The organism is Flavobacteriales bacterium (genome assembly GCA_025210805.1).
GTDB lineage: Bacteria > Bacteroidota > Bacteroidia > Flavobacteriales > CAJXXR01 > JAOAQX01.
In genome coordinates, this window is the sequence record JAOAQX010000027.1 from 25536 (window position 1) to 46849 (window position 21314).

General features: G+C 35.8%; 29 protein-coding genes. All 29 read right to left on the reverse strand.

The genetic code is table 11. The features are described 5' to 3' along the window. The 29 genes from N4A45_10290 to N4A45_10430 all read right to left on the reverse strand — a co-directional run bounded on the left by N4A45_10290 (window position 1) and on the right by N4A45_10430 (window position 21312). Window positions 1-1197, reverse strand: a complete 1197-nt coding sequence (locus N4A45_10290; GenBank protein MCT4665610.1) for a hypothetical protein — start codon at window positions 1195-1197, stop codon at window positions 1-3. Continuing rightward, on the reverse strand, window positions 1194-1652 hold the full coding sequence (locus tag N4A45_10295) for a hypothetical protein (protein ID MCT4665611.1): 459 nt from the start codon (window positions 1650-1652) through the stop codon (window positions 1194-1196). Before N4A45_10295 ends, N4A45_10290 begins: the two co-directional genes overlap by 4 nt. Then, a complete protein-coding gene (locus N4A45_10300; GenBank protein MCT4665612.1) occupies window positions 1618-2796 on the reverse strand; it encodes a hypothetical protein in 1179 nt (392 codons plus the stop codon). Before N4A45_10300 ends, N4A45_10295 begins: the two co-directional genes overlap by 35 nt. Before the next feature lie 6 nt (window positions 2797-2802). Continuing rightward, complete coding sequence (locus tag N4A45_10305; GenBank protein ID MCT4665613.1) at window positions 2803-3345, reverse strand: hypothetical protein; 543 nt, start codon at window positions 3343-3345, stop codon at window positions 2803-2805. 158 nt (window positions 3346-3503) lie between these two features. Continuing rightward, complete coding sequence (locus N4A45_10310; GenBank protein MCT4665614.1) at window positions 3504-4085, reverse strand: hypothetical protein; 582 nt, start codon at window positions 4083-4085, stop codon at window positions 3504-3506. 12 nt (window positions 4086-4097) lie between these two features. After that, window positions 4098-5177, reverse strand: coding sequence for a hypothetical protein (locus N4A45_10315; GenBank protein ID MCT4665615.1), 1080 nt, complete (start codon window positions 5175-5177; stop codon window positions 4098-4100). 25 nt (window positions 5178-5202) lie between these two features. Then, window positions 5203-6315 carry an ATP-dependent Clp protease proteolytic subunit gene (locus N4A45_10320; protein MCT4665616.1) on the reverse strand — a complete coding sequence of 371 codons (1113 nt, stop codon included), beginning with the start codon at window positions 6313-6315 and terminating at the stop codon, window positions 5203-5205. Window positions 6316-6619: 304 nt separating this feature from the next. After that, window positions 6620-6865, reverse strand: a complete 246-nt coding sequence (locus N4A45_10325; GenBank protein ID MCT4665617.1) for a hypothetical protein — start codon at window positions 6863-6865, stop codon at window positions 6620-6622. Then, window positions 6859-7107, reverse strand: coding sequence for a hypothetical protein (locus N4A45_10330; protein ID MCT4665618.1), 249 nt, complete (start codon window positions 7105-7107; stop codon window positions 6859-6861). The genes N4A45_10325 and N4A45_10330 overlap by 7 nt, the downstream gene beginning before the upstream one ends. Next, complete coding sequence (locus N4A45_10335; protein ID MCT4665619.1) at window positions 7094-9673, reverse strand: hypothetical protein; 2580 nt, start codon at window positions 9671-9673, stop codon at window positions 7094-7096. The genes N4A45_10330 and N4A45_10335 overlap by 14 nt, the downstream gene beginning before the upstream one ends. Then, on the reverse strand, window positions 9673-11286 hold the full coding sequence (locus tag N4A45_10340; GenBank protein ID MCT4665620.1) for a hypothetical protein: 1614 nt from the start codon (window positions 11284-11286) through the stop codon (window positions 9673-9675). The genes N4A45_10335 and N4A45_10340 overlap by 1 nt, the downstream gene beginning before the upstream one ends. After that, the gene (locus N4A45_10345) at window positions 11279-12325 is read right to left on the reverse strand and encodes a hypothetical protein (protein MCT4665621.1); all 1047 of its coding nucleotides are present in this window, start codon (window positions 12323-12325) and stop codon (window positions 11279-11281) included. The genes N4A45_10340 and N4A45_10345 overlap by 8 nt, the downstream gene beginning before the upstream one ends. Beyond that, window positions 12325-12783 carry a hypothetical protein gene (locus tag N4A45_10350; GenBank protein MCT4665622.1) on the reverse strand — a complete coding sequence of 153 codons (459 nt, stop codon included), beginning with the start codon at window positions 12781-12783 and terminating at the stop codon, window positions 12325-12327. The genes N4A45_10345 and N4A45_10350 overlap by 1 nt, the downstream gene beginning before the upstream one ends. Next, the gene (locus N4A45_10355; protein ID MCT4665623.1) at window positions 12767-13189 is read right to left on the reverse strand and encodes a hypothetical protein; all 423 of its coding nucleotides are present in this window, start codon (window positions 13187-13189) and stop codon (window positions 12767-12769) included. The genes N4A45_10350 and N4A45_10355 overlap by 17 nt, the downstream gene beginning before the upstream one ends. Then, complete coding sequence (locus tag N4A45_10360; GenBank protein ID MCT4665624.1) at window positions 13182-13742, reverse strand: hypothetical protein; 561 nt, start codon at window positions 13740-13742, stop codon at window positions 13182-13184. Before N4A45_10360 ends, N4A45_10355 begins: the two co-directional genes overlap by 8 nt. Continuing rightward, window positions 13735-14874, reverse strand: a complete 1140-nt coding sequence (locus tag N4A45_10365; protein MCT4665625.1) for a terminase large subunit — start codon at window positions 14872-14874, stop codon at window positions 13735-13737. The genes N4A45_10360 and N4A45_10365 overlap by 8 nt, the downstream gene beginning before the upstream one ends. Before the next feature lie 38 nt (window positions 14875-14912). After that, the gene (locus N4A45_10370; protein ID MCT4665626.1) at window positions 14913-15362 is read right to left on the reverse strand and encodes a DNA-packaging protein; all 450 of its coding nucleotides are present in this window, start codon (window positions 15360-15362) and stop codon (window positions 14913-14915) included. Window positions 15363-15375: 13 nt separating this feature from the next. Then, window positions 15376-15642 (reverse strand): hypothetical protein, encoded by a 267-nt coding sequence (locus N4A45_10375; protein ID MCT4665627.1) that lies wholly within the window; start codon window positions 15640-15642, stop codon window positions 15376-15378. Window positions 15643-15677: 35 nt separating this feature from the next. Next, on the reverse strand, window positions 15678-16109 hold the full coding sequence (locus N4A45_10380; GenBank protein MCT4665628.1) for a hypothetical protein: 432 nt from the start codon (window positions 16107-16109) through the stop codon (window positions 15678-15680). Next, a complete protein-coding gene (locus N4A45_10385) occupies window positions 16106-16387 on the reverse strand; it encodes a hypothetical protein (GenBank protein ID MCT4665629.1) in 282 nt (93 codons plus the stop codon). The genes N4A45_10380 and N4A45_10385 overlap by 4 nt, the downstream gene beginning before the upstream one ends. Window positions 16388-16418: 31 nt before the next feature. After that, window positions 16419-17036, reverse strand: a complete 618-nt coding sequence (locus N4A45_10390) for a recombination protein NinG (GenBank protein ID MCT4665630.1) — start codon at window positions 17034-17036, stop codon at window positions 16419-16421. 364 nt (window positions 17037-17400) lie between these two features. After that, window positions 17401-17946, reverse strand: a complete 546-nt coding sequence (locus tag N4A45_10395; protein ID MCT4665631.1) for a hypothetical protein — start codon at window positions 17944-17946, stop codon at window positions 17401-17403. A gap of 40 nt (window positions 17947-17986) precedes the next feature. Further along, on the reverse strand, window positions 17987-18301 hold the full coding sequence (locus N4A45_10400; protein ID MCT4665632.1) for a hypothetical protein: 315 nt from the start codon (window positions 18299-18301) through the stop codon (window positions 17987-17989). Window positions 18302-18365: 64 nt separating this feature from the next. Further along, a complete protein-coding gene (locus N4A45_10405) occupies window positions 18366-18674 on the reverse strand; it encodes a hypothetical protein (protein MCT4665633.1) in 309 nt (102 codons plus the stop codon). A gap of 219 nt (window positions 18675-18893) precedes the next feature. After that, entirely contained in the window at window positions 18894-19289 is a 396-nt protein-coding gene (locus N4A45_10410; GenBank protein ID MCT4665634.1) for a hypothetical protein, read from the reverse strand. A gap of 11 nt (window positions 19290-19300) precedes the next feature. Next, window positions 19301-19849, reverse strand: coding sequence for a hypothetical protein (locus tag N4A45_10415; protein MCT4665635.1), 549 nt, complete (start codon window positions 19847-19849; stop codon window positions 19301-19303). Window positions 19850-19885: 36 nt separating this feature from the next. Then, window positions 19886-20479, reverse strand: a complete 594-nt coding sequence (locus N4A45_10420) for a hypothetical protein (GenBank protein ID MCT4665636.1) — start codon at window positions 20477-20479, stop codon at window positions 19886-19888. 9 nt (window positions 20480-20488) lie between these two features. Beyond that, window positions 20489-20701 (reverse strand): hypothetical protein, encoded by a 213-nt coding sequence (locus N4A45_10425; GenBank protein MCT4665637.1) that lies wholly within the window; start codon window positions 20699-20701, stop codon window positions 20489-20491. Continuing rightward, entirely contained in the window at window positions 20698-21312 is a 615-nt protein-coding gene (locus N4A45_10430) for a hypothetical protein (GenBank protein ID MCT4665638.1), read from the reverse strand. Before N4A45_10430 ends, N4A45_10425 begins: the two co-directional genes overlap by 4 nt. Window positions 21313-21314: the final 2 nt, after the last annotated feature.

Consider the following 21314-nt stretch of genomic DNA (forward strand, 5'->3'; position numbering starts at 1 on the left):
CTATTGGGGCTTTAAGTCTCCGTCGAGTTCAACAATAGGTGTTCCGTCGTCTTCATGCCCAATGATCACAAAATGCACAAAATCCATTTTGTTTTTAGTTTGAGTTAAGAAGCCATCCCTATGGATATACGTAGCTCCTGTAAAGTTTACGCTTCCAGTATTTACCTGTCGAATAGCTCCATGAAAGCCTACGGGTATGTTGTTATTAAAAGATATGTTGATAGCTGTTGTTGTACCATTGTTTACGCGCCAATAAACATCTGCATTATCAGTGCTTGAAAACTGTTTGTTAGCTGTTATTTCTGTTATATCAAGGATTCTTTGCTGCTTTAAGGATTCCTTTTCAGTCGTTGTTAAATCTGAAAATTGGAGTTTTTCGCCTTGGTCTCCTTGCTCTCCTTGGTCGCCCTTTTCACCTTGTTCTCCCTTAACCTTCAGATCTTCGATTTGTTGGGGTGTGAAATCTGAATAGGTGAAAGCATCTCCTTTAACTTTCAAAGAGTCTTTCTCCGCTTGGGTGAGGTCTGAAAACTTTAATTTATCTCCTTTTAAGGATAATTTTTCTGATTCTGTTAGGTCTGAGAACTTAAGTCTTAAATCGTCAATAAATGCTGCTACTGAACCTGTATTACCTAGCTCTAGCCAGTTTTGATAAGGGCTTTTTCCTACTTCACCTTTCAAATCAACTTCCTGCCCATCGCTACCATCGGGATTTTTGAACTTTAATTTAGTCCCATCCCATGAATGACTTGGGATATTAATCTGAAAGAACTCCTCTAAAGTCTTGTTTTCATTTCCACTTTGAAGTCTCCAAAGTTCATAGGCAGATGCACCGCCTTTGAATGGATTTTTAACCGCTTGTATTTGGAGGTGATTAATGTTTGGTATAATTTCCAATAGACCTTTTACCAATAGCTCTGTTGTATCGGTGTTGTATAGCTCAAAGTAATATTTACCATCTTGAAGTCCACCGCCTTCAAAAGTAATTTGTACTGAATCTCCAACTATATTTAAACCGCTCCCAGTTGTCAGCACTCGCTCCATCCTGTAATCTTTAGGACTTCGGGAAATAGTGAAAGACAACTTGGACCCAACATTCAAGTTAGCATCGGGTAAATTCAAGCTTATCACCTCATTTTGAAATTGTGGCGTTAGAATATGTATTTCGTTAGACTTATCTAAATTGACTTTTATCATATTAGTTCAATTTTGGTGGTGGAAAATATGTTCACAAGATTTTCAGGGTCAAAATCGGGATATTTGGCATTATTTCTTTTCAGATACACATATAAATCTTTGAATAAACCAAAAGCCATTTTGTTTGATTTGTTGATTAAACGATACCTTGTTTTAGAATTAATCAGAACACTATCTTTAGTTTCTTTTTGAACAAATCCCACATTGTCAAGGAAAACATTTTCATTTCTTAATAGACCGATATAAACAAGCTCTGAAATAAACTTCTTGATGCTCATAATATCTTTATTTCCAAAAAGAATATCCTTGTAACTTTCAGTTTCTAAAGCCAAAACAAAAGCACTTCCAAAAAGCACTTTCATTTGATTTTCTGCATACAAAATAGCATCATCAATTCCATTGATATGTCTTGGTATTTCTTTATGACTCGCTATTTCCGCTTCCGTTATTAACATCTTCTATTAGTTTTTCGATTTTAATTTCAAACGGATCCTTCATCCTTTTAAAGATGTCGTTCAAAATGTTTTCAATTGTAGTTCTCTGCTCCTCTGTGTCTTCTTGAAGCTCTAATTTCAATTGCTTCATTGCTTCTCCACTTTGCCCGAACAATGAAGCTTTAGGAGTAATTAGTTCGATAGGAACTCCAAACGCTTCGCATATATCTTCTTTGGATGCTTTGCGACTTTCGGCAAACATCTTATCATTGATATTCGAGTCCAATTGAACTACTTTAATAGCTTTGTTCAAGTCGTCTTGTTCCGTATCTACATCAATATGCATGATAGTTTCAGCCGAGTTTACACCTCTGGATTTTTTTAAACCTTCTCGGAAATTATCACGATCCTTTTTTTGGTTTCTAAATTCGATTTGACCTTCTTCTGTCTCAAGGTCTAAATCGGAATCAATCATCGATTCGGTAATGACTAACGTTGTCCCAAATCTTCCCTTTTCAAGTGATGTTCTATTTAGTCTTTGGATAGCTTTTTGACTAAATCCAGCGTCCTCAACAACTTCCATTGGGGATATTGGATATATTCTATTCGTATCAAAAGAGTAATAGAGTACTTGCCCATTGTAATTGTCCCATCCGCCTGACTTTTCTATTTGGGAAAGGATCACTTTTTTGATTGGGTTATAGGAATTAATTACCTTTAAATCGTCTTTCTTGGCTTCATACCAATTACTATGAAGACATATTTTGCCGATATGGTCTTTATCGTCTTTCGCTCCTTTTCGGGCGAATATTAAGGGAATATGAGTAACTGATGATGGGTGTATTTTTCCCGAAGAATCCCCCTCATAGTTCACATGAATTACAAACCCATTGTGTTGAGCTATGTCTATTGAAATACCTTTGATCAGCTCATAAATTTTTTCATTATTTGAGCCAATTTGTTTTAAATTCAAGTCGCCAACACCTTTTCCGAGAATGAATTTTCTCAACTTATCAACGCATCTCTTAGCCGTCGATGAAGAAGCGATAGCAAGCTCCATTCTTTCAGGATAATCATTGTTGGTACCATAGGCAAAAACCCCAAGGTTCTTGTTAAATCCTTGGAGTTGCTTTCGCCTACTTTCAATATTGATATTAGCTCTCAAATTATATTAATTTTGACTATTTAATTTCTCTAAAAATCCTTGCTTGGAATTTGATGTGATGTCAGGATATTTCTCTTTAAGCTCTGTTAAAGTGAGATCTTCGTCATTTTTGGTGTCTGAGTCATTTTCTTGATTCTCCTCTTGGTCGTTCTCCTCTGAGTCGCTTTCTAGTGTTAATTCATTCTGCTGTCCTGAAATCGCCACGAAAGTATCCTTGCCCTCTACTACAACTAAATCATATTTCATTTGGTCGTAATTGTAACCTTTGAAATCCCCTTCCCAAGAGAGAGTTTTAGTCCCTATAACATTGCCTTCTGTGTCGAAAATGTCAAATACTTTATCTTCGGTAAACTTTTTTAACCGCTCATCAATATCGTCTGGAAGTTTCTCAAAAAGTTTCTTTCCATTTTTTCTTTTCGCTAAAAACATCAATCCAATTTCTTCGGTGAAATTTTGATTAGAAAGAATGACATTTGAACCAAATTCAAGCTGAACACCATTGTAAGCATCAGCTACTTTGTACTCTTTGTTCAAATTCTTAGTTTTCATAATAAATACTTCTTTGAAATTTTTGTAATAGTCATCGAGCTTGCTTTTACAAGAAGCACAGATGTTATTATCTTGAAAATGAATAGAATAATCTTTCAAAAACTCCGCTTTGTGTTCCTGAAAGATTATATCTTTTGGTATGATAATCCACTTCTCCACTAGGCAGGGAAGTTGTTTTCGAATTTGGCTAAATTGTCCGCTACCACTCCTTCGTCGTAAATTCGGTAAGATTCAGTTTCCAAATTGTTATCCTTCGTTGACAAGGTTACCTTGGTGTACTCCTTAGAATTGGAAGTGTAAGCAGTTACTTTCATTCCTGCTTCAAGTCCGTAAATCCTCAACTGATCTTGTCCTCCTTCGCCTTGAAATTTGTGTTTAACTATTGCTACAAATCCGTCGTAGTTTCGTTTCATGTTCGAAAGCTGTAACAAAACCTCTCTTGTCGGCTTTCGGATCACAAAGTTCAAGGTATGCTTATGTCCATCCTCGTCATCGTCAGATGATACGAATTCCGTTCCCGTGTCATTTAACTGCTTGATGTTGGATAAAGCAAATCCGCTTGTGCCTACTCGTTGGTCAATGTCTGTTATGACCATTTTGTTTGAACCATCGGAGGCAAACCCTAGAATATGCTGCCGATTGATTAAAACTAGCTTACAACCTCCAAGACCTTCCTTATTGGCTAATACATTAGCGGACTCCAACAAGTCCGCTGTTAATAATTGTGATACACAACTCATAGTGATAATATTTTAGCGTGCGTAAATAACTTTGTCTTCTTCAATGATCATCGCTCCGATGTCGAACGAGCAGCGGAAATAAACCTTCTCTTCCTTGTTATCAAACCAAATTTTCAGTTTCTTGAAAGCTTCTTTTTCTCCAAATGCAATAGGCATATTGTCTTTTGCTCCGAGGATTGCAAACAATGGTCTATCCCATTTGGTTCCATTGTCTTTCCATTTCTTCAAGTTTACTGAGACATCATGTTTAGCTTTGATTGGAATACCACGGTAAGAGTGCTTTGTCACTCCGTCCTCTGCCTTGGTAAGCAAAGACGTTGCAAGTGCTTTATCTTCCATAAAATTCTCCCAGTTTCTTACAAGCTCGGGCGACACTCGATACATCAAATCGCTAAACCCTCCATTTTCTTCAAAATCCGTCCACATTTCGGGCGTGATTTTATTGTACATTTCTCGGAAAACCTTCAAAGCTCTATCGTCTGCCAATGTCAATTGAGCGTTCTTTGTCGCTTCTGCATTTTCGGGAATGGTTACTTTGTTTTCCGCAGGAACTTCTGAGTCAAGTCTTTTTAAAAGACCATCGATAACATTGATTCGCTTCAATGCTGCCCCGTTTGTAAACGACCCTCCATTGCTTACATGGTCGGCTGTTTTGTCTCCAATCCAAGCCATTCTGTTAATTAACTTCTTCACGGCTAGTTCGATTTGAGCGGTGATAAGTTTTTCAACATCATCTTCAATGACATTGTAACGCTCTGGTGATTCGTGAATCTTCCTTTTAAGGATTTTGAGCATTTGTGGTAATTCGTCCTCACAATAAGAAAGCAAGAAGCCTACTTTGTTTACTTCCCATTTCTTATCTGTAAACTTGATTACAGCATCTTCTTCTTCTCCACCACAACCACTCTTGGCAGAACCAACATCATCCATTGCTCCAATGAATGCTACTTGTGTTCCTGTGGTGATACCATATTCAACGGAGTAATTTTTCTCAATATCTCCGCCAGTTACAACAGTTTCAAAAACCGCTTTGTTTAAATCTTCTTGCTCTGTCACATCATTGATGTGAAAATCTTCTACATTAATTTCCATTGTGTATTTTCTTGATTATTGATTGCTATTCAGGCTTAATTTTCGAACCAAATCTTTTCTTTGTGTTCGGCTTTTGATTGGGTTTTGTTTCTACAAAATTGAAAGTCGATTTAAACTCATTGAACTGTGTTTCAACCTCTGTTTTAAGAGTATTCATAGCTTCTTTGTGAGTTTCTTTCAGATTGTTGATTTCTGTTTCTTTCGAGTTTTTCAAAGTCTCAATTTCACTTTCCTTTTCAGCAATTTTGGCTTTAAGATTTGCCACTTCCTCGCTGTCAGTGTCAGCTTCTTTTGGAGTGATTTTGCTTAATGCTCCATTTTCGAACGAGTAAGTATCACCGCTTGGCATTACATATTCTCCCGAAGCTGATTTCCCATCAATTGTGGCTTTATCTCCAACTTTTGGAGTATCTCCATCGTTCAATTCGGTAAAATCGATTTCCTTTCCGTTAGCATCCTGAACTATAAGATTATGGATCTCTCCATTACTTTTAAAAACGTTCAATACACGAGCGAGAAAAGAATCTGTTTTAGCTTCAAATTCTTCCTTTGTCATTTGTTTATGGTTATTTGTTTTTGATTGATTTTTATTCAAATCGAGAAAAGCCACCACTTGTTCTAAGTCGGCTTCTTGTGGCTTAATAGTGCTGAATCCAAGTTGATAAACTTGTATAGGTGTTAATTCGCTTTCAATTTTCATTAAAGCCTTCATACTCTCAACACTAGCTCCTGTTCTAGATGCGTAATGCTCTGCTATTTCATACTCTTCTTCCTTTAATTTATCAGCAAACAATCGGAGGAAATCTGCGTCTCCTTTGGGTTTCGCCCAAGGGTTGTGAATCATAAAAAAGGAACACTTTGTAGCATCTCTATTTTCTCCAAGAAGGAAAATTTTAACACCCATACTCGCTACATACTCGCCAGCAACTGTGTTTATTTTTACTCCTTGTTCTTTCAAATCTTCGAAATACTTACAAATGCTATCTCCTACACGAGTGCTGCCTCCGAAGGTTTGAATGAAAATTTCAAGCTCTTTTGGTCTTCCTAATGCTTCGTATTGACTAATAACATCTGTTAAGAAAATTCCACTTTTCTCACCTACTTTTCCGATTATATTGTTGATCGTTATACGTTTCATAATGTAAAATTATGAACCTGATAATCAGCACTTGTTAGCGTATTTGCTAACGTTTGCGTACCTTTGGAATATGGTTTATGTTTTAATTTTGATTATGCTATTTCTTGGGGTCTGCTTCTTGATAGGGAGGGGAATATTGTATTTGGTTCAAGATTCGAGAAAAGACATAAAAAAAGCCTCCAAGAAATTTCGTAAAGAATACGAATCTTGGAAGCCTAAAGAAACTAAGGTGACTAATACCTATCACATTACAAAGAACATCCACCCAACTAAGGAAGAGAAGACTATAATTTATAAATAGTTGTTACTCTTTACTAAACTTATGAAGCATAATTTTAACAGAATTAGCACTTGCATACCCATGTTCTACCGCTATTTCTGAATGAGCTTCTGTTTTCGTTTTGCATCGGGGAAGGATCTCCATATAACGTTTGTATGCTAAATACTGATTGTAAAGATTCATTGAAATCACTCCGCAATTAACCGCTAATTGTAGTGTTCCGTCGTCTTCCAACTGTTTTAGAAAATTGTATTTACTCGTTTTTACCATTTATTTTCAGGGCATTTTTCGTTTTTAACTCGCAATTTTGATGATAAAGGGCAGTTGCATTGACCACACACGTACCCTTTAGCTTTAATGATTCGATAATCTTCCAACACATCGATTAGCGTTTTCTTCTTTAAGTCACATGTGTGACATATTTCCGCTCTTTTTTTTGCTAATTCTTCAATTTCGGGGTTTTCAAATGCGTAATTTTTCCACCCCTCCAATATGTGTTTAAAGTTCGGCATCGGCTTCTGTTTGGTTGGTTGTTGTTTGTATATCCGTGATTGTATCTACTGGGGTAACTAATACGGTTTCTCGTAATCCCTCTTTCACCGCTTCGGTCATTACTCTTGGATCAAAGTGTGCGATTCTTGGAGTTCTAGTTTGGTTTATGATATGTGTGTATGAGGTATTTCCGACTAATCCGCCATTATAAAAACCAGGAACTCCAATAGCTCCAAAAACATTATTTCCGTACAATAAACTCGCTCTACGTTGTTGGTCTGCATTTAGCACCATTTCGCCACGTTTAGCGTAAATCAATACATTATCCCCGCCTTTCTGCGTTGGTACGTTTTGGGGGTTGTTTATGATGCCTGTTGAAGTTCTTCCGACTTGACCACCTTTATAAAACTTTGGGGCATCAACTTTGGTCGAAACGATTTTGCTTACTTGAGCAAATCCCGCTGTAATTACTCCTGCCATTTGAAGAGCTCCTGCAAGACCACCTTGTGCTAAAGCTTTGGTTGCTCCAACATAAGTGTTAATAGTTGCTTGTGCTATTGCTAAGGTTTTACCAATTTTTGTTTCTCTTCCTAATAGTGATGATAATTGTCCCATTAATTGCGTAGTTGCAATTAGTTCAGCTTGTACCTTATCTCTATTGATTTGCTTCTCCAGTTCAGCATAATGCTCTTTGATATTGGTAGTGTCTTGTCCTAATTTTTCTGCATGAGCGATTTTTTGTTCTCGCTCTCGATCAAGCTCTATTTGTCGTCTTTCGTAATCGCTCTCAGCATCAAGTAATTTTTGTTCATGCTCGAACTCTTTTAGCTGCCTTTTTCTGCCGTTTTCTTTTTGTTCGTTAGCTAAATTTTGTTGATCAAATTGTGTTTTCAGATTGTTTTTCTTGTCTAAAAACTCTTGCTCAATCTCTAGTAACCTTTTCTCATGTTCTTTCTTGGATATTTCATTTCCTGCTAACCTATCGTCCTCAATTGCTTTTTGCATATTTGCTACATTTCTGTAAATAGCAATTCGAGTGTTAATTAAATCTTTTGATAGCTTTTTGTCTGATTTTAATTTTTCCTTATTATTCAGAATATAAATATCCAATTCAGCTTCCGCATTTTTTATTGATGCTTGTATTCCTTGTTTTGTAATTGTGTTTTTTTGATTTTGTAGAGTTGTTGAAAACTCAATACCTCTTGCTTCAATCTCGTTTTTTTCTGCGTAAAGTTGAGCTATCTGTTTTTGTGTCTCCCTGTCAGTATCGTTATAAGTTGCTTGAAGCTCTGCTTCTCTTATTTTTAAATCAACAACCTTTTGCTCCTCATTAACAAGTTGTTTAGCAAAGTCTGTCGCTTTTTCTGCTGCGGAAATTCTTTCTGAGGTAGATTTGGTAGTGTCTTCTGAAATTTTCTTTTGCTCTCTAGCTAGCTTATTTAGTTCGCTTTTCTTTTTAACAAGTCTAATTTCCGCTTGTTCGATCGCGATCCTTAAATCAACTTCTTTATTACCTTCTTTTATGGATTCTTCTGCCAGTTTTTTAACTGCTTTTCCGCCTTCTATTAATTTATCAGTAGCATTTGTAACTCCTGTCGCCATCTGTATGCTCGCATCTGCTAACTCTTTAAATCCTTCTGTAACTTTACCGCTTAGTATTTTTGTGATGGCTTTACCCGCTACTCCAACGGCTTTAAATCTGTTTAAAATATTGTCGATTATCAATTGCCCTAAGTCTTTAATAGCTTTTTGAGGATTTTCAAATGAATCTATTAATTCAGTTCCTAAGTTTTGAACTATCCCCCAAAGCTTTTGCATGAATACAGATAATGGTTTAGTTACTCTCGTTACCGCATCCATTCCTCTCTGAGTGGATAAGAATCCTTGCACAAGTAATCCGATAGCCACCACTATAGCCCCTATTCCAGTACTGATAAGTGCTATTCGAAATAGTTTCAGTCCTCTACTTGCCCCTACTGTTGCTTTAGTTGACTCAAGTAAGGCGGTTTTTTTAGTTGAAAGTTCTTGCGTGAATACATTGATCTGTTGATAGGTGTTTGAGATAGTTTGCCCAAATGGACCCATTTTGTTTAAAGCTGATGTTATAGCATCTTCATACTGCCCAATGCCTGCTATTCGTTTATCTTCTTCGCTACCGCTATCTTTTAACGCTTCTGTATGCTCATCAATAGTCTCACTAAGTTTTTTGCGTAAGGCAATAGATCGTTCGTCAGATGCTGTTATTTCATCTCTTTGCGTTCTTAAGATCTTTAGTTCAGACCTTAATTGTCTTCTTGACTTGATTTCATTATTGGCTGATGTTATCGCTAATTTGTTAGCTTGCTCAACAAGTGTCACCGCTTTTCTTTGAGTGTTGTATTCGGTACTAATATTCTTTAGCTCCTTATCAAGTTCAGTATATGCTTTTAGTTCCTCGTCAGTAGCTGTTGTTAAATTGTTTGTCGCTTTCTTTAAATCCTTGATTTGCGTAGATAAATCAATCTTGCTCTTTTGAAGTTCCAACAACTTTGCATTCATTGACTTTGTGTCAATGTCCAACTTTGCTATTTCAATTTCTTTTGCCATTATTTAATTTTGATTAATTCAACTTTGGTTAATGCTCTCGGGTTATATCCGTGGATTTTATTCACATAAAATAAACCTCCTAATTGCTTGATATGAATAGGCTTTTTGATGTCGAAATTAATAACGTCCTCCCTCGTTAGATTTAGCATAACGGTATGCAACTGATGATTATCCAACATTGCTATCCATTCTTGCCAATAGGTATCTATGTAGTACTTTGGCATAGTCTTATCTTGCCTTAGTACATTGTATTCGGGTTGATTTATTCCGCTTAAATTTCCAGTGTATAACTTCAAAGGCTTGTAGTCATTATCCCCATTCGATACCCTTTTGATATTGTAAAGCCTTATCGGTTGCTCCTCGTCTAAGAACTTAATTTCATTATCTACTGTGGGGCTGATATACTTTATATGACCATATACATTAAAAGCCATATTGAAAGGACTGGTTGAGTCTTGAAATAATTCATCGGCATAATTCTCAAAGAGCCAATTCCAAATGCCTTTAGATTCGATTAAATGTTCGTTGCTTAGATTGAAAAGATAATCGTCTTGCCATGTGTTCCGATTAGGGTGTGCAAATCCATAATCTAATAGAGTTGTTTCTTCCAGTTCCCCAGTAGAAGCATTGGTAGTTACGTAGGGTACAAAGTGCCTTTTGATTTTAGCTTTAACTTTGTTTTCTTTCCCATATCCTTGTAAATTATGCTGAATAGAAGTTACTTCACTAAATTTTGCAGACCAATCAGTAATACCGAAAGAAGCGTTCAATATATCCTTGACAAATACAAGTTCAAATCCATCTCCCGCCATTTGCTTTAGCACCAAGCCAAATCGCACTAAAAAAGCCTTTAAAAACTTCTCTTGACTTATGTCATGGTATGCTTTATCATTGTATCCAAAAGATCCGTGTAAATAGTTTTGATATAACTTAGTGTTTATAACTTCGTTGTCAATATCAGAACTTACTGGAAAACGAACTTCAAAACCCGATTCGTTGAATATTTTCGTCACAATACCTTTTACATATAAGACGATAGGAAGTAATTCTATTGGGTATTTAGGTTGGGAACTTAAAATATAACCGTCGTCCATGTGTGGTGAAGTTCCAATAAAAGCACCTCCCGAATAATCAGGGTCTTTTGGGGCAATAAACTCTTGAATAGGAAAACAGAAATCTACCGCCCTTTTATTTAGAGCTCCCATCCAATTAGTTTGACTAACTGAATTATTTATTTCCGTTGGTATAAATGAGAAATCTAATTCGGAAATAGTCTTCCCTTTTATCCACTCAAAGAACGTTTTTTCTTTAGTGTAAATCACACCCTCCAAATTCAAAGAGTCTGTGAGCTTGAATACTCCGTTGGTGATTCTCAATACTCCATTTTCCCAAAGGTCGGCACGAATGATTTGATTGTAAGCCGTGGATGTATGACCGCTAAAGCCAACGTTGTTTAAAGCGTTGGTACTTTTAGCGTTTCGGACAATCTTAATCTTTGGTGCAAAAGATGCTTGTCGCTTCTCAATATCACCCACAAGGAAGCTTTGAGCAACGTATTTGATTGATGTATTGTAAACATCAACTTCTTGATGGTTTAGTAGCAATCTAATCATTCGTGTAAAACTTTTGAGTCGTCACCTTGAATGCTAAATCACCGCTTGTAATCTTTGTATTTCGTTTGGAAATTTGCTTTACAAAAACTTCTTCCCATTCGTTAGTATCTCGATGCCATCTGTATATTTCTGCTGACTTCTCAAGATCCGAAAGTTTGGCGTAATCATTATGATTTAATCCGTTGGCTACTATTCTGATTTCAGAATCAAAATGCTTACTGGCTAAAGTCTCGCCCTCGATAGTGCTGAACGTTTTTGATTTTGGCTTTAATGAAGTTTCGTAAATATTTGAGAACAAATGAGACTCAAAACCTCCGTACTTATTCTTCCATCTTAGGAATACCCCATCTAGGCAGGGATTAACATCAAAAGATATAGGCAGCTCTTGGACTAATGATCCATTTATATGTAGCTGTAATCGTGTATTTTTTTTTCCGTTCAAATACTGGCTTAAATCTTCATGATAAAACCAATGATAGTAGCACGGCTGTGTGTTCGTTCCTAAATTATCAATAGTCACTACTCCTGAATCTGATGCCAATTTTAACTGCGTACTTATCGATTGGTTAATATTACTTGCTATTCTTAGGGGAATAGTTGTTGGGAAGCTGTGATAATGATTAATCCCAAAATCTGTCATAAAACCTATTGAGGAATTGACATTTTCTCCAAAATTTACCACCGAATCTAAAATGTGATAGCTTTCACTTTCTGAATAGTCTTGCTGATTGTTTCCGTTTGCCAAGACTTCAAAGAAGTCTAAATCTATCTTTGGAATAGCCATGTAGTTATTGTCGTCCTCTTCTGTTGGATTTGGAATTGAAACAAACTGCTTTATGTTATCTTTTAGATTTGCGTGAAACCTCCTCACCATTTGCTTACTGGCGAATAGTCCTGATGTTGGTGCCGTGATCTCCCAATGTAACATATAGCCTTTATTGTTGGCTGTATTACCTTGGAATTCCCAAATCTGGTCATTGTGACCCGATAAGAATATTCCGCTACGTTTTAGCTTTGATGTCTTGTTAACTACTGCCATTATGCTATTTCTTTGAATATTTGTTTTGATAAATGCACGAACTCATCCACGTTTGCGTGGCTCACTTTGTCTAATATTTGTTGAATTCTTTGAGGTGTGATGACTGAATCGACCAAATCAGTTCCTCCCTTTCGAAAATACCTTGTTCCCTCTCTTTCAATCTTTTTAGCAATGATATAAGCGAGCATACTTGGATTTCTCGCTTGAATCCCCTTGTCTTTCATCCATTGCTCAATCTTCTTTGGTGATGGCATAATACCAGGGGCTTGGCCATGTATTAATTTATTGGTGTAATCCAATCCCCAAAGCGTAGCTGAATCCCTCTGTACTTCCACTTCCAACCCTTTTGCCCATCGTCCAGATGCACGCATTTTTAATTCGTCATGCTTTTGAATCAAGTCCACTCGCAAGGTTTCAAATTCGTTTTTAAGAATCAGTTTACTAACACTTAATGTCATAGTGGTCTATTTCAAGTGAAACAAATACGCCCGATACATTCTTGTCATGTTCGTTGATCATGTCGTAAACGGTCTTGGTCGTAACCTCTCCGCTATCTCTTAGGATGGGTAGTAACTTTTCGTAATAGTTCTGCTCCGATGGGACAACAAAGTCTTGATTGATTTTGAATTTGTCGTAGTTTGGGGCATGTGAAAAGCCAAGGATTAGTTCGATTTCCACCTTATCGCCAACGCTTCTGTAACGCCTGCAGAACATCATAAAATCAACCTCTCTATCTTTGGTGAAAAGGTCATTGATATCATCCATGGCACTTGCCAGTAGGTTCTGTTTGTCTCTTGATCCGTAAACAAATCCCCATCCTAACTGCTCGGCTATTCCTTGAAAATATGTCTCTGTATTAAGCATTTTTGGTTGTTTTTTGCTTTAGTTCGTAAAATCGTTTGGTTGTTTCTCCATGGTCCTTCAGTTGCATTAGTACTGTTAAGACTTCGTGGTATGGCATCTGTCCAATTTCTTGGGGTGTTTTCCCGAATTTCTCAGCTAATGTGATCGTGTTGTTCCAGTAGGAATACTTTTGAAGCCTACCGCCTTCTGCTTGTTTCCATAGCTCTGAGTCCTCGATATTGTCGCTTTCAAATGCTTTGGATTCTATTGTTTCAATCAAGGATAGTTGCTCTTTGATGTAGTTTAATCCAGTAAACAAGTCTTGGCATTGCTGATTTAGAAACTGGACTTCTGAAACTCCAAAGACTAAATGAAATAGTCTTGGCATCTCGCTTGGGTTGTTTGCTAATGCTCTAATTTCACCAACAACGGCATAGGGTAATTGCGTGAACTCCTTTGCTTGGAAGTAGCCAAGATGTGCGGATGGTTTTTGCCACTTCAATACTGCGTGATAGTTCCCAAACTCTTCTTCGGATAGTGATAGTAATTCATGGATATTTATTTGATTAAGCATAGTATTTTGTTTTCTTTTTCTTTTTTCCCTTTGCCAGCTTATCAACAGCTATATACCGCATCGCATCAATGCAATGGTTGTAGTTATCAATAGGTTTGTTTAAAGTATTGCCCTCCCTGTCTTTGTCCCAAGCGTACTTTCGAAATTCCGTGATCACATTAATACTTCGAGCTGTTACCAACATCTCATACTCTTGAAGAAGTGATATTCCAAAAACAATAGAGTCTTTCCCTTTTTCCGCTCCTTTTATGGCGAATCCGTATGACTTTATCTCTTTTATTGATTTTGGCTCTGACGAATCTGCCACTATATCGTCTTTGGGATTCACTCCTAAATCTTTTAGCCTTCTTGCAATCTGAGGATTAGTTAATCCCTTCTCGTAGATCAATTCGTCCCATATTAATTTTGAATTCCATTTGTAAAGAGCGATAAGTGTTGTTGGATCGTTTGTAAAGCCAAAATCTTTTCCATAACCTAAAAATTCTGCTTCTTTCGGTATTGAATCAATCTGTTTCCAGTTATTAAATATTGTCCCCTCTAATTGACCTACTTCCCCATCGATATAAACCTTGCACCAGTTCGCCCAGTATTTTGATATTTTTGCCTTTTCTTGCTTAATCATCAAGTCCTCTAGAGTTTCTTTCGGTAAGGCTTCATTGTCTTTATAAGTGAGTAGGAGGAATTCGCTATTTGATTCAGTCAGAACTTCGGTATGTACCCAAAATTCATTATCGGGATTGAAATCAATGTAGGTCTCTTTGCTTCTAATCATTAAAGCATCTGCAATAGGGTATGCTATATGATTCCCCTCATTTAGAAATAAAATATCTCTTTTCCCTGATGCTTTAGCTTTTCCAACAGTATCAAACGCCTTGAACTGAATTCTTGATTTATTACTAAATGTATATTCCATCGGGTTTCCTATCCACCCCTTTTCCCTCCATCTCCCTGTGCCTTGCATAATTTCTTTGAAAATATCGACCGATCCATCTTTTACCGCTGGTATGGTCTCAGCTACAATAGTGATCTTTAATCTTGGTGTTTTGATAGCTCTGTCAATAAGTACGGGAATAGCACCATAAGTCTTGCCCGCTGATGTGCCTCCTTGAATGACTTTGATTCGCTTCGTCATTCTCTTGATTTTATTTATAGCCGTAGTTCTTTGAAACATTACTCATCAGGGAATAATGGTTGTTCAACTTTTACATTTTGCTCTCTCTTGTCTGCTAATCCTAAATCTCGTGCTATGATGTTTGCGTTTAATAGTCCCGCACTTGCTCCTTCAAATTTCTGAGTATAAATAACTTCCCGTATGCGTGTAATGATTGGCATAAAATCTTTTGAGTCTTTATTGTTCTCTTCAAAATGTCTTAGATATTCTGTGCTGCAACCTAAGAACAAGCATAAGCCAGTTAATGTATAGGCTCTCATTTTATTCGTTGTCGCTATATCCCAAGTACCTTTTACTTTTACTATTTCTTCTTCTTTTAGTGGGTTTGTATCGCACCACTCAAAGTATTCACATGATGCATCCCATAGCATTTCGGGAGAACTGAATAATTTGTCCCTTCCGTGCTTACTGCGTTGTTTCCAAAATTGATTTCCTTTAGGTGCTCCCATATCTTTATTTCTTTTAAACTTCCACTTCCATAACAAACCCCCAGTAGTCACATCTCCAATAAGTGCTATTCACTCTATGGTAATAGATGTTGATTCCTTTGGTAATCATTCTTTTGATCGATTCCAGTTTTCTAATGATCTTTAATAACTCTCTTTGGCACTTTCTTCTTTCTCTCCTATTGAAAGGATCTTGGTGAGTGGTTATGTGCTTTAGGTATTCATTTTCTTGAATGGTTGGGATTATTCTTTTTTCAGTTTTTGGTAGTGTTCTCCATAGCATTGTTATTCCGAATGCTATTATTGTTATGATAATTATTAGCGTTGATTCCATAATATGTGATTAATTGTACTGTTGTAAGCATCTATTGTCCAATGTTCTCTTTTCCCTTTTCTCTCGTTTTTTAACATCAAAAACAGTTCTTCGTCGTAAATGGTCGACTCACTATCCAGCATCTCAAGTTTAGTAAGGCATTCGGGGATAAAAAACCAATGTTCACCACAATCTGAACGAACCTCTTTTAATGCGATTTGCTTTATCTTTTTAACACTGTTGTCTAGCACTTGTTTCGGAAATTCTATGAAGTTGTATTCCCCTTTTATTCCTAGTCTAATTCCATTTTCGTTATCGAGTACAGTGTCCCATGCTTTATCAATATGCTCTTCAACAATGATTGAATGCTCATACGTTCCGACTTGATGAATGATCTCCATTTCGATAAGGGTGATATTTTCGTTTATTACTTTCATTGTTGTTTTAGTTTGATATATGTTCTTAAATTGATTTCTGCTTTGTTCTCCAACCTATCGTCAAACCAATCAAGGATCGCTCCTTTTGGGTAGTTGTGTTTTAAATCTTCCGTCATGTCGTTTACATTAAAAAAGTAGTGATCTCCGAAGCAAGCTAGTCCTCCTACTTCATCGCCTACCCAGTATTCTAGGTACATCCCGTGTTTCTTTGCGAAGCATTCTGCAATAGTTTGACAAATCGCTTCGTGTTTTCCGATTAGTAGGTTGTAATTATTCATGGCTTAAACATTTTCGATGTCAGGTGCACAGTTACACAAGCCTACGTTTAGCCAGCATTTGCATTTTCTTTTTAACTCTCTCTCTGATTTCTTTGAGTTCGGACTTTGTCCACTTTTTGATTGTTTGTTTGCTTTCTTTGGCTCTTTCGAGTAGGTTATGATACCTTTCATATCCAATTCTTTTGGGTAAATTTTCGGTATAGATTTGATGTTCGCCCTCGTTACGGCGGTTACATTTACGGCATTGTCCGTGAATATTATCAAAGTCAAATCTTATTGCTGAATAGTTGTTATTGTTTCCTAAATGAAAGTAGTGACCCGCATCGAAGTTGCGTTCGTCTCTTAGGATGGAGCTACACGTAATACAAGTTTTCCCGACATCTCGTTGTCTTATGTATTCGTGTACTGTTTTCTTTGTTGAATGTAAAGCGTGATTGAGTGATTTCTCTTTTCGTTGTTGGATTCTTTCTTTTTGAAATTCCAACGCTCTCTTTTTGCTTTTTTGGGATTCTTTTTTGGCTAACTTTAAAGCACAGGTAAACCCACACGCAGTTTCAGTTGTTGATCTTACTGGTGTGAAAAATTTGCCACAATTACGGCATTTCTTTCTCTTTATATGTGCTTTCTGCTTCGTCTCCCCCTCTGCCATCTAAATAGGAAATTGATACAGTTATCGAGGGATGTCCGTAAATTAGATTATTACGGGATGGCAACGAATGTTGTATTTGATACTCAAATTTACGAATATTCTTTTAAATATCAGTTTTTTAGGCACAAAAAAACACCTCTTAATTTAAGAAGTGTTCCTTTAAAACTAAATTGCACTCAGATACTACAATGAGTGCATACAACGTTATGCTTAACAACGGCACAACTGAGTACAAATATAAGAAATACTATTGATATATTTTGGTTGATATGCTTTTTTTAGTATTTTTGAATTCACTTAATATTTAATCCTAAACATCTTGTATTTGAAAAGAAGTAGGATATAACTTTAAAAAGGCTATAACCTAATTATAGCCTTTTTTATTGACTAATTTTTTAGTATAAGTTTTATTACTTAAACATTCTTTAATGTTCATCATACGCCAAATAGCTTGCTTTTCCTCTGCTGTTAAAGGTTTTTTGGTTTTTAAAGATTCTTCAGACGGCTCACCAAATAATCGATGCTTCTGCACATAAGCGTCTGTAAAGTCTTTTAAAAATTGTTTTCTTTCTTTTTCAAAGTTCTCAAAATGAAAATCAATCATTTCTAATATTTGTACGTGTTGATAGTCGGTCACTTTAGCTGCAATTTCTTTATAACCTTTTACTCCGTAAATACTTTCATTATTAGATACCTTGTAAATTATCTGAAGTATTATTTTTTTCTTCAGCAACCCAGTATAAGGGTAGTATCTTTCTTTAGGCGTTTCTTGATCAATATCCTCAATGGTTAAATCGTGCTTTTCCAATAACCTATTTAACATAAATTCAGCATTTACCTTTTCACCATCAACACCTCTTTTTGTCAATTCATAGAGCTTTGATAATTTGTCTTTTAATTTATCACTCATAATTAGTCTTTAAATGTTATTTCGTTTTTCATAATAGTTTTTAGTTTCTAAGTAGCTCCTTAATATCATTAATCAAAAAATTCGCATCTGGGAAATTCATACTTAATAAATCAAGCTTTCTAAAAGCCTGCTTCATATCGTCGTCTTTTAAAACGTGAGCTTTCACTTCAAAAGTAACAATGGTTGGTCTGAAAGGGTAATTGCTTTCTTTCTCTACGGTGTAGTTAGTATTAATTAAACCCTCCTCCATAGCTTTTAGGATTAGGTTTTTTGACATACGTTTATATACGTCATCTAAGTAGTCTTCGGGTAATTCTCCCCAAAAATCTTTTTTGTGTGTTGTTCCTATTAACATAGTTTATTTAGTTTTTGGTTTGTTGCAATGTAGTAGTAGTCGTATATTTAAAGCTATCGCACAGCTAAACTTTAACCTTACCCAGTAAATATGTTAAGCTACTAGCTGTTGGTTCGCAAAGTAATTCCCACTCATCTCTACCTAGTATATATTTTCTACTTTTAACTACGAAATTTAAAAGTGTATAGTTATTACGACCCTTTACTCCCTTGTCTTTGCTCCAAGGTTTAATTCTGAAACTTGCTCTCATGAAGTCTTTGTTGCTTGTCACAATTTCATCACCCACCATTGGTACATATTCTAATTCCTTTATGCTGCTTAGGTTAAATATTTTTGTGTTTTTATCGTCACACGTGAACCGTACTTTTGCCATCGCTATTTTTCTTAAAGTTTCTTTGATTTTTTTTGATTTTGGGTTTTTGTGATTTAACCCCTACGTAGGTAGAGTGCTTGCACTTTGGTTTTGTTAGTTCTTCCAGCTCCTTAATTCGTGCTTTTTGTCTCGCTATTTTCTCTTCTAGCTTATCTTTCTTATCAAGAAAATTCAAACATAAAAGTGAAATAATTAGAGCCGAGATTAATATTACTATACTCATACCTCAAAAGTTTCACATTGTTTTTCAAAAGCTTTTATCTTGGTTTTCATGTAATTTTTAAAGGTTACATCATTTTCCATCGAATCCCGAAATAAGCTGTAAATAACAAATTCATCAATTTTGGATTGAGCAATATTTTTAATGAAGTCTGTATAGGCATTACCTCCGTTAATTATGAAGCTTTGTTCATAATTGTAAACCATTTCTTCATCTCGCTTTATGATGCCCTCAACTGATTTCAATAAGCCGTTAAAATGATGCTTGGTTTTATGTTTAAGCTCTTTAGCCAATGGTGGCATACTTTTCATGCTCTCCAATGTCTCAATCAATATTTGCCCCGAAAGTACCATGTGTAGTACTTGGCTTAGTAGTTTTTCTTCTTTTTCTGTCATTTTTTAGTGTGTTAGTCAGTAATCAAACCTTTTCTAAGTCTTGCTATTTGATTAATTATCTGTTCGTTATGTGTGTTATTATCAATGGGTTCACAAATTAAATCTAAATTACCCTTGCAATATGGTACTGCTTCTTCTTTTGGATAAACTCCCGCATGAGTAGAATAAGAAACATAACCGCACTTATTCCATCCGTAATACATCCCTCGTTTTCTAATGTAACAATGCGTTATCTTAGGGTCTTGCAAATATTTTTCAATTTTTGCGTTATATTCCTCAACTCTAATCCTGTATTTAACTTCATGTCTCTGCATCTCTACACCCTTATAAACTACCTTGTCATATTGCTTTGCTCTACGTATCGGCATATTTAAGAAGGTCATTTCATCTTCGGATAATTCAAGCTTATAATCACACATATCAATTTCTCCACTTATTTTTTGCTTTGCTTGACCTCTTGTTTCTGCAAAAACAACAAATTCTGAATAGAGGTGTCCTTCGTGTATTTTGTCTAAATTTAGCTCGTATGCTTTATGCTTTATTTCTAGTTTCTCAGTCATTTTTTTTTGTTTGTTTGTAGGGTTGTTGCATTAACTCTAATGTCCGTAGTAAATTAATACATTGTTCTTCCAATCAAATGTTTTGTAAATCCTTACTAATTCAAATTGAGCATACTCGTACTTATGACTGGTTGTTACTGCATCACCATTATTTAGATTGTATGGTAGGTGATTTTGATACATAGGATGATTCCACTCAAAAGCCATACTTTTTATATGTTCTGCCAATTTGAAAACATCTTTTGAATCATATTCTTTTGGGTCTTTAAGACGCGGAAACTTATCGTTACTTATTATAGGCTCTAACAATTTTTTGTAATAGTCCTTTACTTTGTTTGCGTACAAATCCATAACTGATTCTAAAAACTTTCTGCCCACTAAATAAAAGTCATGTTCTTCTGTAAAACTCCTCTGCAACTCTTTATTTAAAAAAACAGGTTTGAATAGTTGTTTTGGGAACGAATCAACGTATTTACCTAATTCATAAAGTGTTGTTTGAGCAACATCATGCACGCCAACATGACCATTCATTGGCTCGTTCTTGTACTTGTATAACTCCTCTCTAGTGAAGTTTTTAATTTTATCATACTCCTTTCTTGGAATTGACGCTATGTAATTTCTATATCCCATTTTTAGTTTTTAGTCTTTTGTTAAGTCTACTTCGTGCCATATACCTTTTTCATCTCGGTATTCCCAACGGTTTTCATCGTAGGAATAAACATATAAACCTTTTGCAACCTCTTTACCGTTGTGGATTAGATGTTCAACGTCGTTTTCGTCTCGGTATTTAAAACGATTAAGGTCGTAGGTATGAATGTACAATCCTTTCTCTTTCGCTTCTTGTAGTGTCATACGATCTTTATTTTAAATTTCCTTTCAGCTTCTTCTTTTGTCATCGTTTCAATTTCTTCAATCTCTTCAATCTTTGAAACAGCTACAAGCACATTGGTTTTATCTTTCAATACATAAGGGTTTTTAGATCCCTCATAATAGCCGATTAATTCATACCAATCGCCTTTATAAATAACCTCTCTAGGTATCTGATTTTGCAACGTCTTTTCCCAGTCAATCATTTCGGGGGTGTAATGATGATCTTTATAAAATATATCTAATAAATTTTTGTGTTCAATTTCGATAAAGCAGCCTTTTATTTGACTCTTATGCCAATAAAAATCTCCATACCACTCCCCATCCTTCAAGTCCTCACGAATAAAGACTTTGTCGCCCTCTTTTAGTTTCCAGAATTTGTAGGGGATTATTTGATAGCCTTCTTTTTCGTAGAATGATTTTGGGGAGTATAATAAACTACTCGCTTCAACGTTGTAGCAAGTGCGTGATTCATATACACCCCAATAAATGCCTTCGATACCGCTTTCAAACTCACACCCGCATTCATTGATAAATACTCTCGCTTCTTCTTCCGTTTCGCAGTTGATTGCTATTTTCTCGTTGTTTAATTCCATAA

Coding starts and splice junctions, on each gene's coding strand:
- N4A45_10335 (MCT4665619.1), bottom strand. CDS start 9,673: ATGGCAAAAGAAATTGAAATAGCAAAGTTGGACATTGACACAAAGTCA.
- N4A45_10330 (MCT4665618.1), bottom strand. CDS start 7,107: ATGCCGAACTTTAAACACATATTGGAGGGGTGGAAAAATTACGCATTT.
- N4A45_10290 (MCT4665610.1), bottom strand. CDS start 1,197: ATGATAAAAGTCAATTTAGATAAGTCTAACGAAATACATATTCTAACG.
- N4A45_10320 (MCT4665616.1), bottom strand. CDS start 6,315: ATGAAACGTATAACGATCAACAATATAATCGGAAAAGTAGGTGAGAAA.
- N4A45_10340 (MCT4665620.1), bottom strand. CDS start 11,286: ATGATTAGATTGCTACTAAACCATCAAGAAGTTGATGTTTACAATACA.
- N4A45_10325 (MCT4665617.1), bottom strand. CDS start 6,865: ATGGTAAAAACGAGTAAATACAATTTTCTAAAACAGTTGGAAGACGAC.
- N4A45_10355 (MCT4665623.1), bottom strand. CDS start 13,189: ATGCTTAATACAGAGACATATTTTCAAGGAATAGCCGAGCAGTTAGGA.
- N4A45_10295 (MCT4665611.1), bottom strand. CDS start 1,652: ATGTTAATAACGGAAGCGGAAATAGCGAGTCATAAAGAAATACCAAGA.
- N4A45_10380 (MCT4665628.1), bottom strand. CDS start 16,109: ATGAAAGTAATAAACGAAAATATCACCCTTATCGAAATGGAGATCATT.
- N4A45_10390 (MCT4665630.1), bottom strand. CDS start 17,036: ATGGCAGAGGGGGAGACGAAGCAGAAAGCACATATAAAGAGAAAGAAA.
- N4A45_10410 (MCT4665634.1), bottom strand. CDS start 19,289: ATGACAGAAAAAGAAGAAAAACTACTAAGCCAAGTACTACACATGGTA.
- N4A45_10365 (MCT4665625.1), bottom strand. CDS start 14,874: ATGACGAAGCGAATCAAAGTCATTCAAGGAGGCACATCAGCGGGCAAG.
- N4A45_10385 (MCT4665629.1), bottom strand. CDS start 16,387: ATGAATAATTACAACCTACTAATCGGAAAACACGAAGCGATTTGTCAA.
- N4A45_10350 (MCT4665622.1), bottom strand. CDS start 12,783: ATGACATTAAGTGTTAGTAAACTGATTCTTAAAAACGAATTTGAAACC.
- N4A45_10315 (MCT4665615.1), bottom strand. CDS start 5,177: ATGGAAATTAATGTAGAAGATTTTCACATCAATGATGTGACAGAGCAA.
- N4A45_10430 (MCT4665638.1), bottom strand. CDS start 21,312: ATGGAATTAAACAACGAGAAAATAGCAATCAACTGCGAAACGGAAGAA.
- N4A45_10375 (MCT4665627.1), bottom strand. CDS start 15,642: ATGCTATGGAGAACACTACCAAAAACTGAAAAAAGAATAATCCCAACC.
- N4A45_10420 (MCT4665636.1), bottom strand. CDS start 20,479: ATGGGATATAGAAATTACATAGCGTCAATTCCAAGAAAGGAGTATGAT.
- N4A45_10400 (MCT4665632.1), bottom strand. CDS start 18,301: ATGTTAATAGGAACAACACACAAAAAAGATTTTTGGGGAGAATTACCC.
- N4A45_10305 (MCT4665613.1), bottom strand. CDS start 3,345: ATGAAAACTAAGAATTTGAACAAAGAGTACAAAGTAGCTGATGCTTAC.
- N4A45_10345 (MCT4665621.1), bottom strand. CDS start 12,325: ATGGCAGTAGTTAACAAGACATCAAAGCTAAAACGTAGCGGAATATTC.
- N4A45_10415 (MCT4665635.1), bottom strand. CDS start 19,849: ATGACTGAGAAACTAGAAATAAAGCATAAAGCATACGAGCTAAATTTA.
- N4A45_10425 (MCT4665637.1), bottom strand. CDS start 20,701: ATGACACTACAAGAAGCGAAAGAGAAAGGATTGTACATTCATACCTAC.
- N4A45_10360 (MCT4665624.1), bottom strand. CDS start 13,742: ATGCTTAATCAAATAAATATCCATGAATTACTATCACTATCCGAAGAA.
- N4A45_10395 (MCT4665631.1), bottom strand. CDS start 17,946: ATGAGTGATAAATTAAAAGACAAATTATCAAAGCTCTATGAATTGACA.
- N4A45_10310 (MCT4665614.1), bottom strand. CDS start 4,085: ATGAGTTGTGTATCACAATTATTAACAGCGGACTTGTTGGAGTCCGCT.
- N4A45_10405 (MCT4665633.1), bottom strand. CDS start 18,674: ATGGCAAAAGTACGGTTCACGTGTGACGATAAAAACACAAAAATATTT.
- N4A45_10370 (MCT4665626.1), bottom strand. CDS start 15,362: ATGGGAGCACCTAAAGGAAATCAATTTTGGAAACAACGCAGTAAGCAC.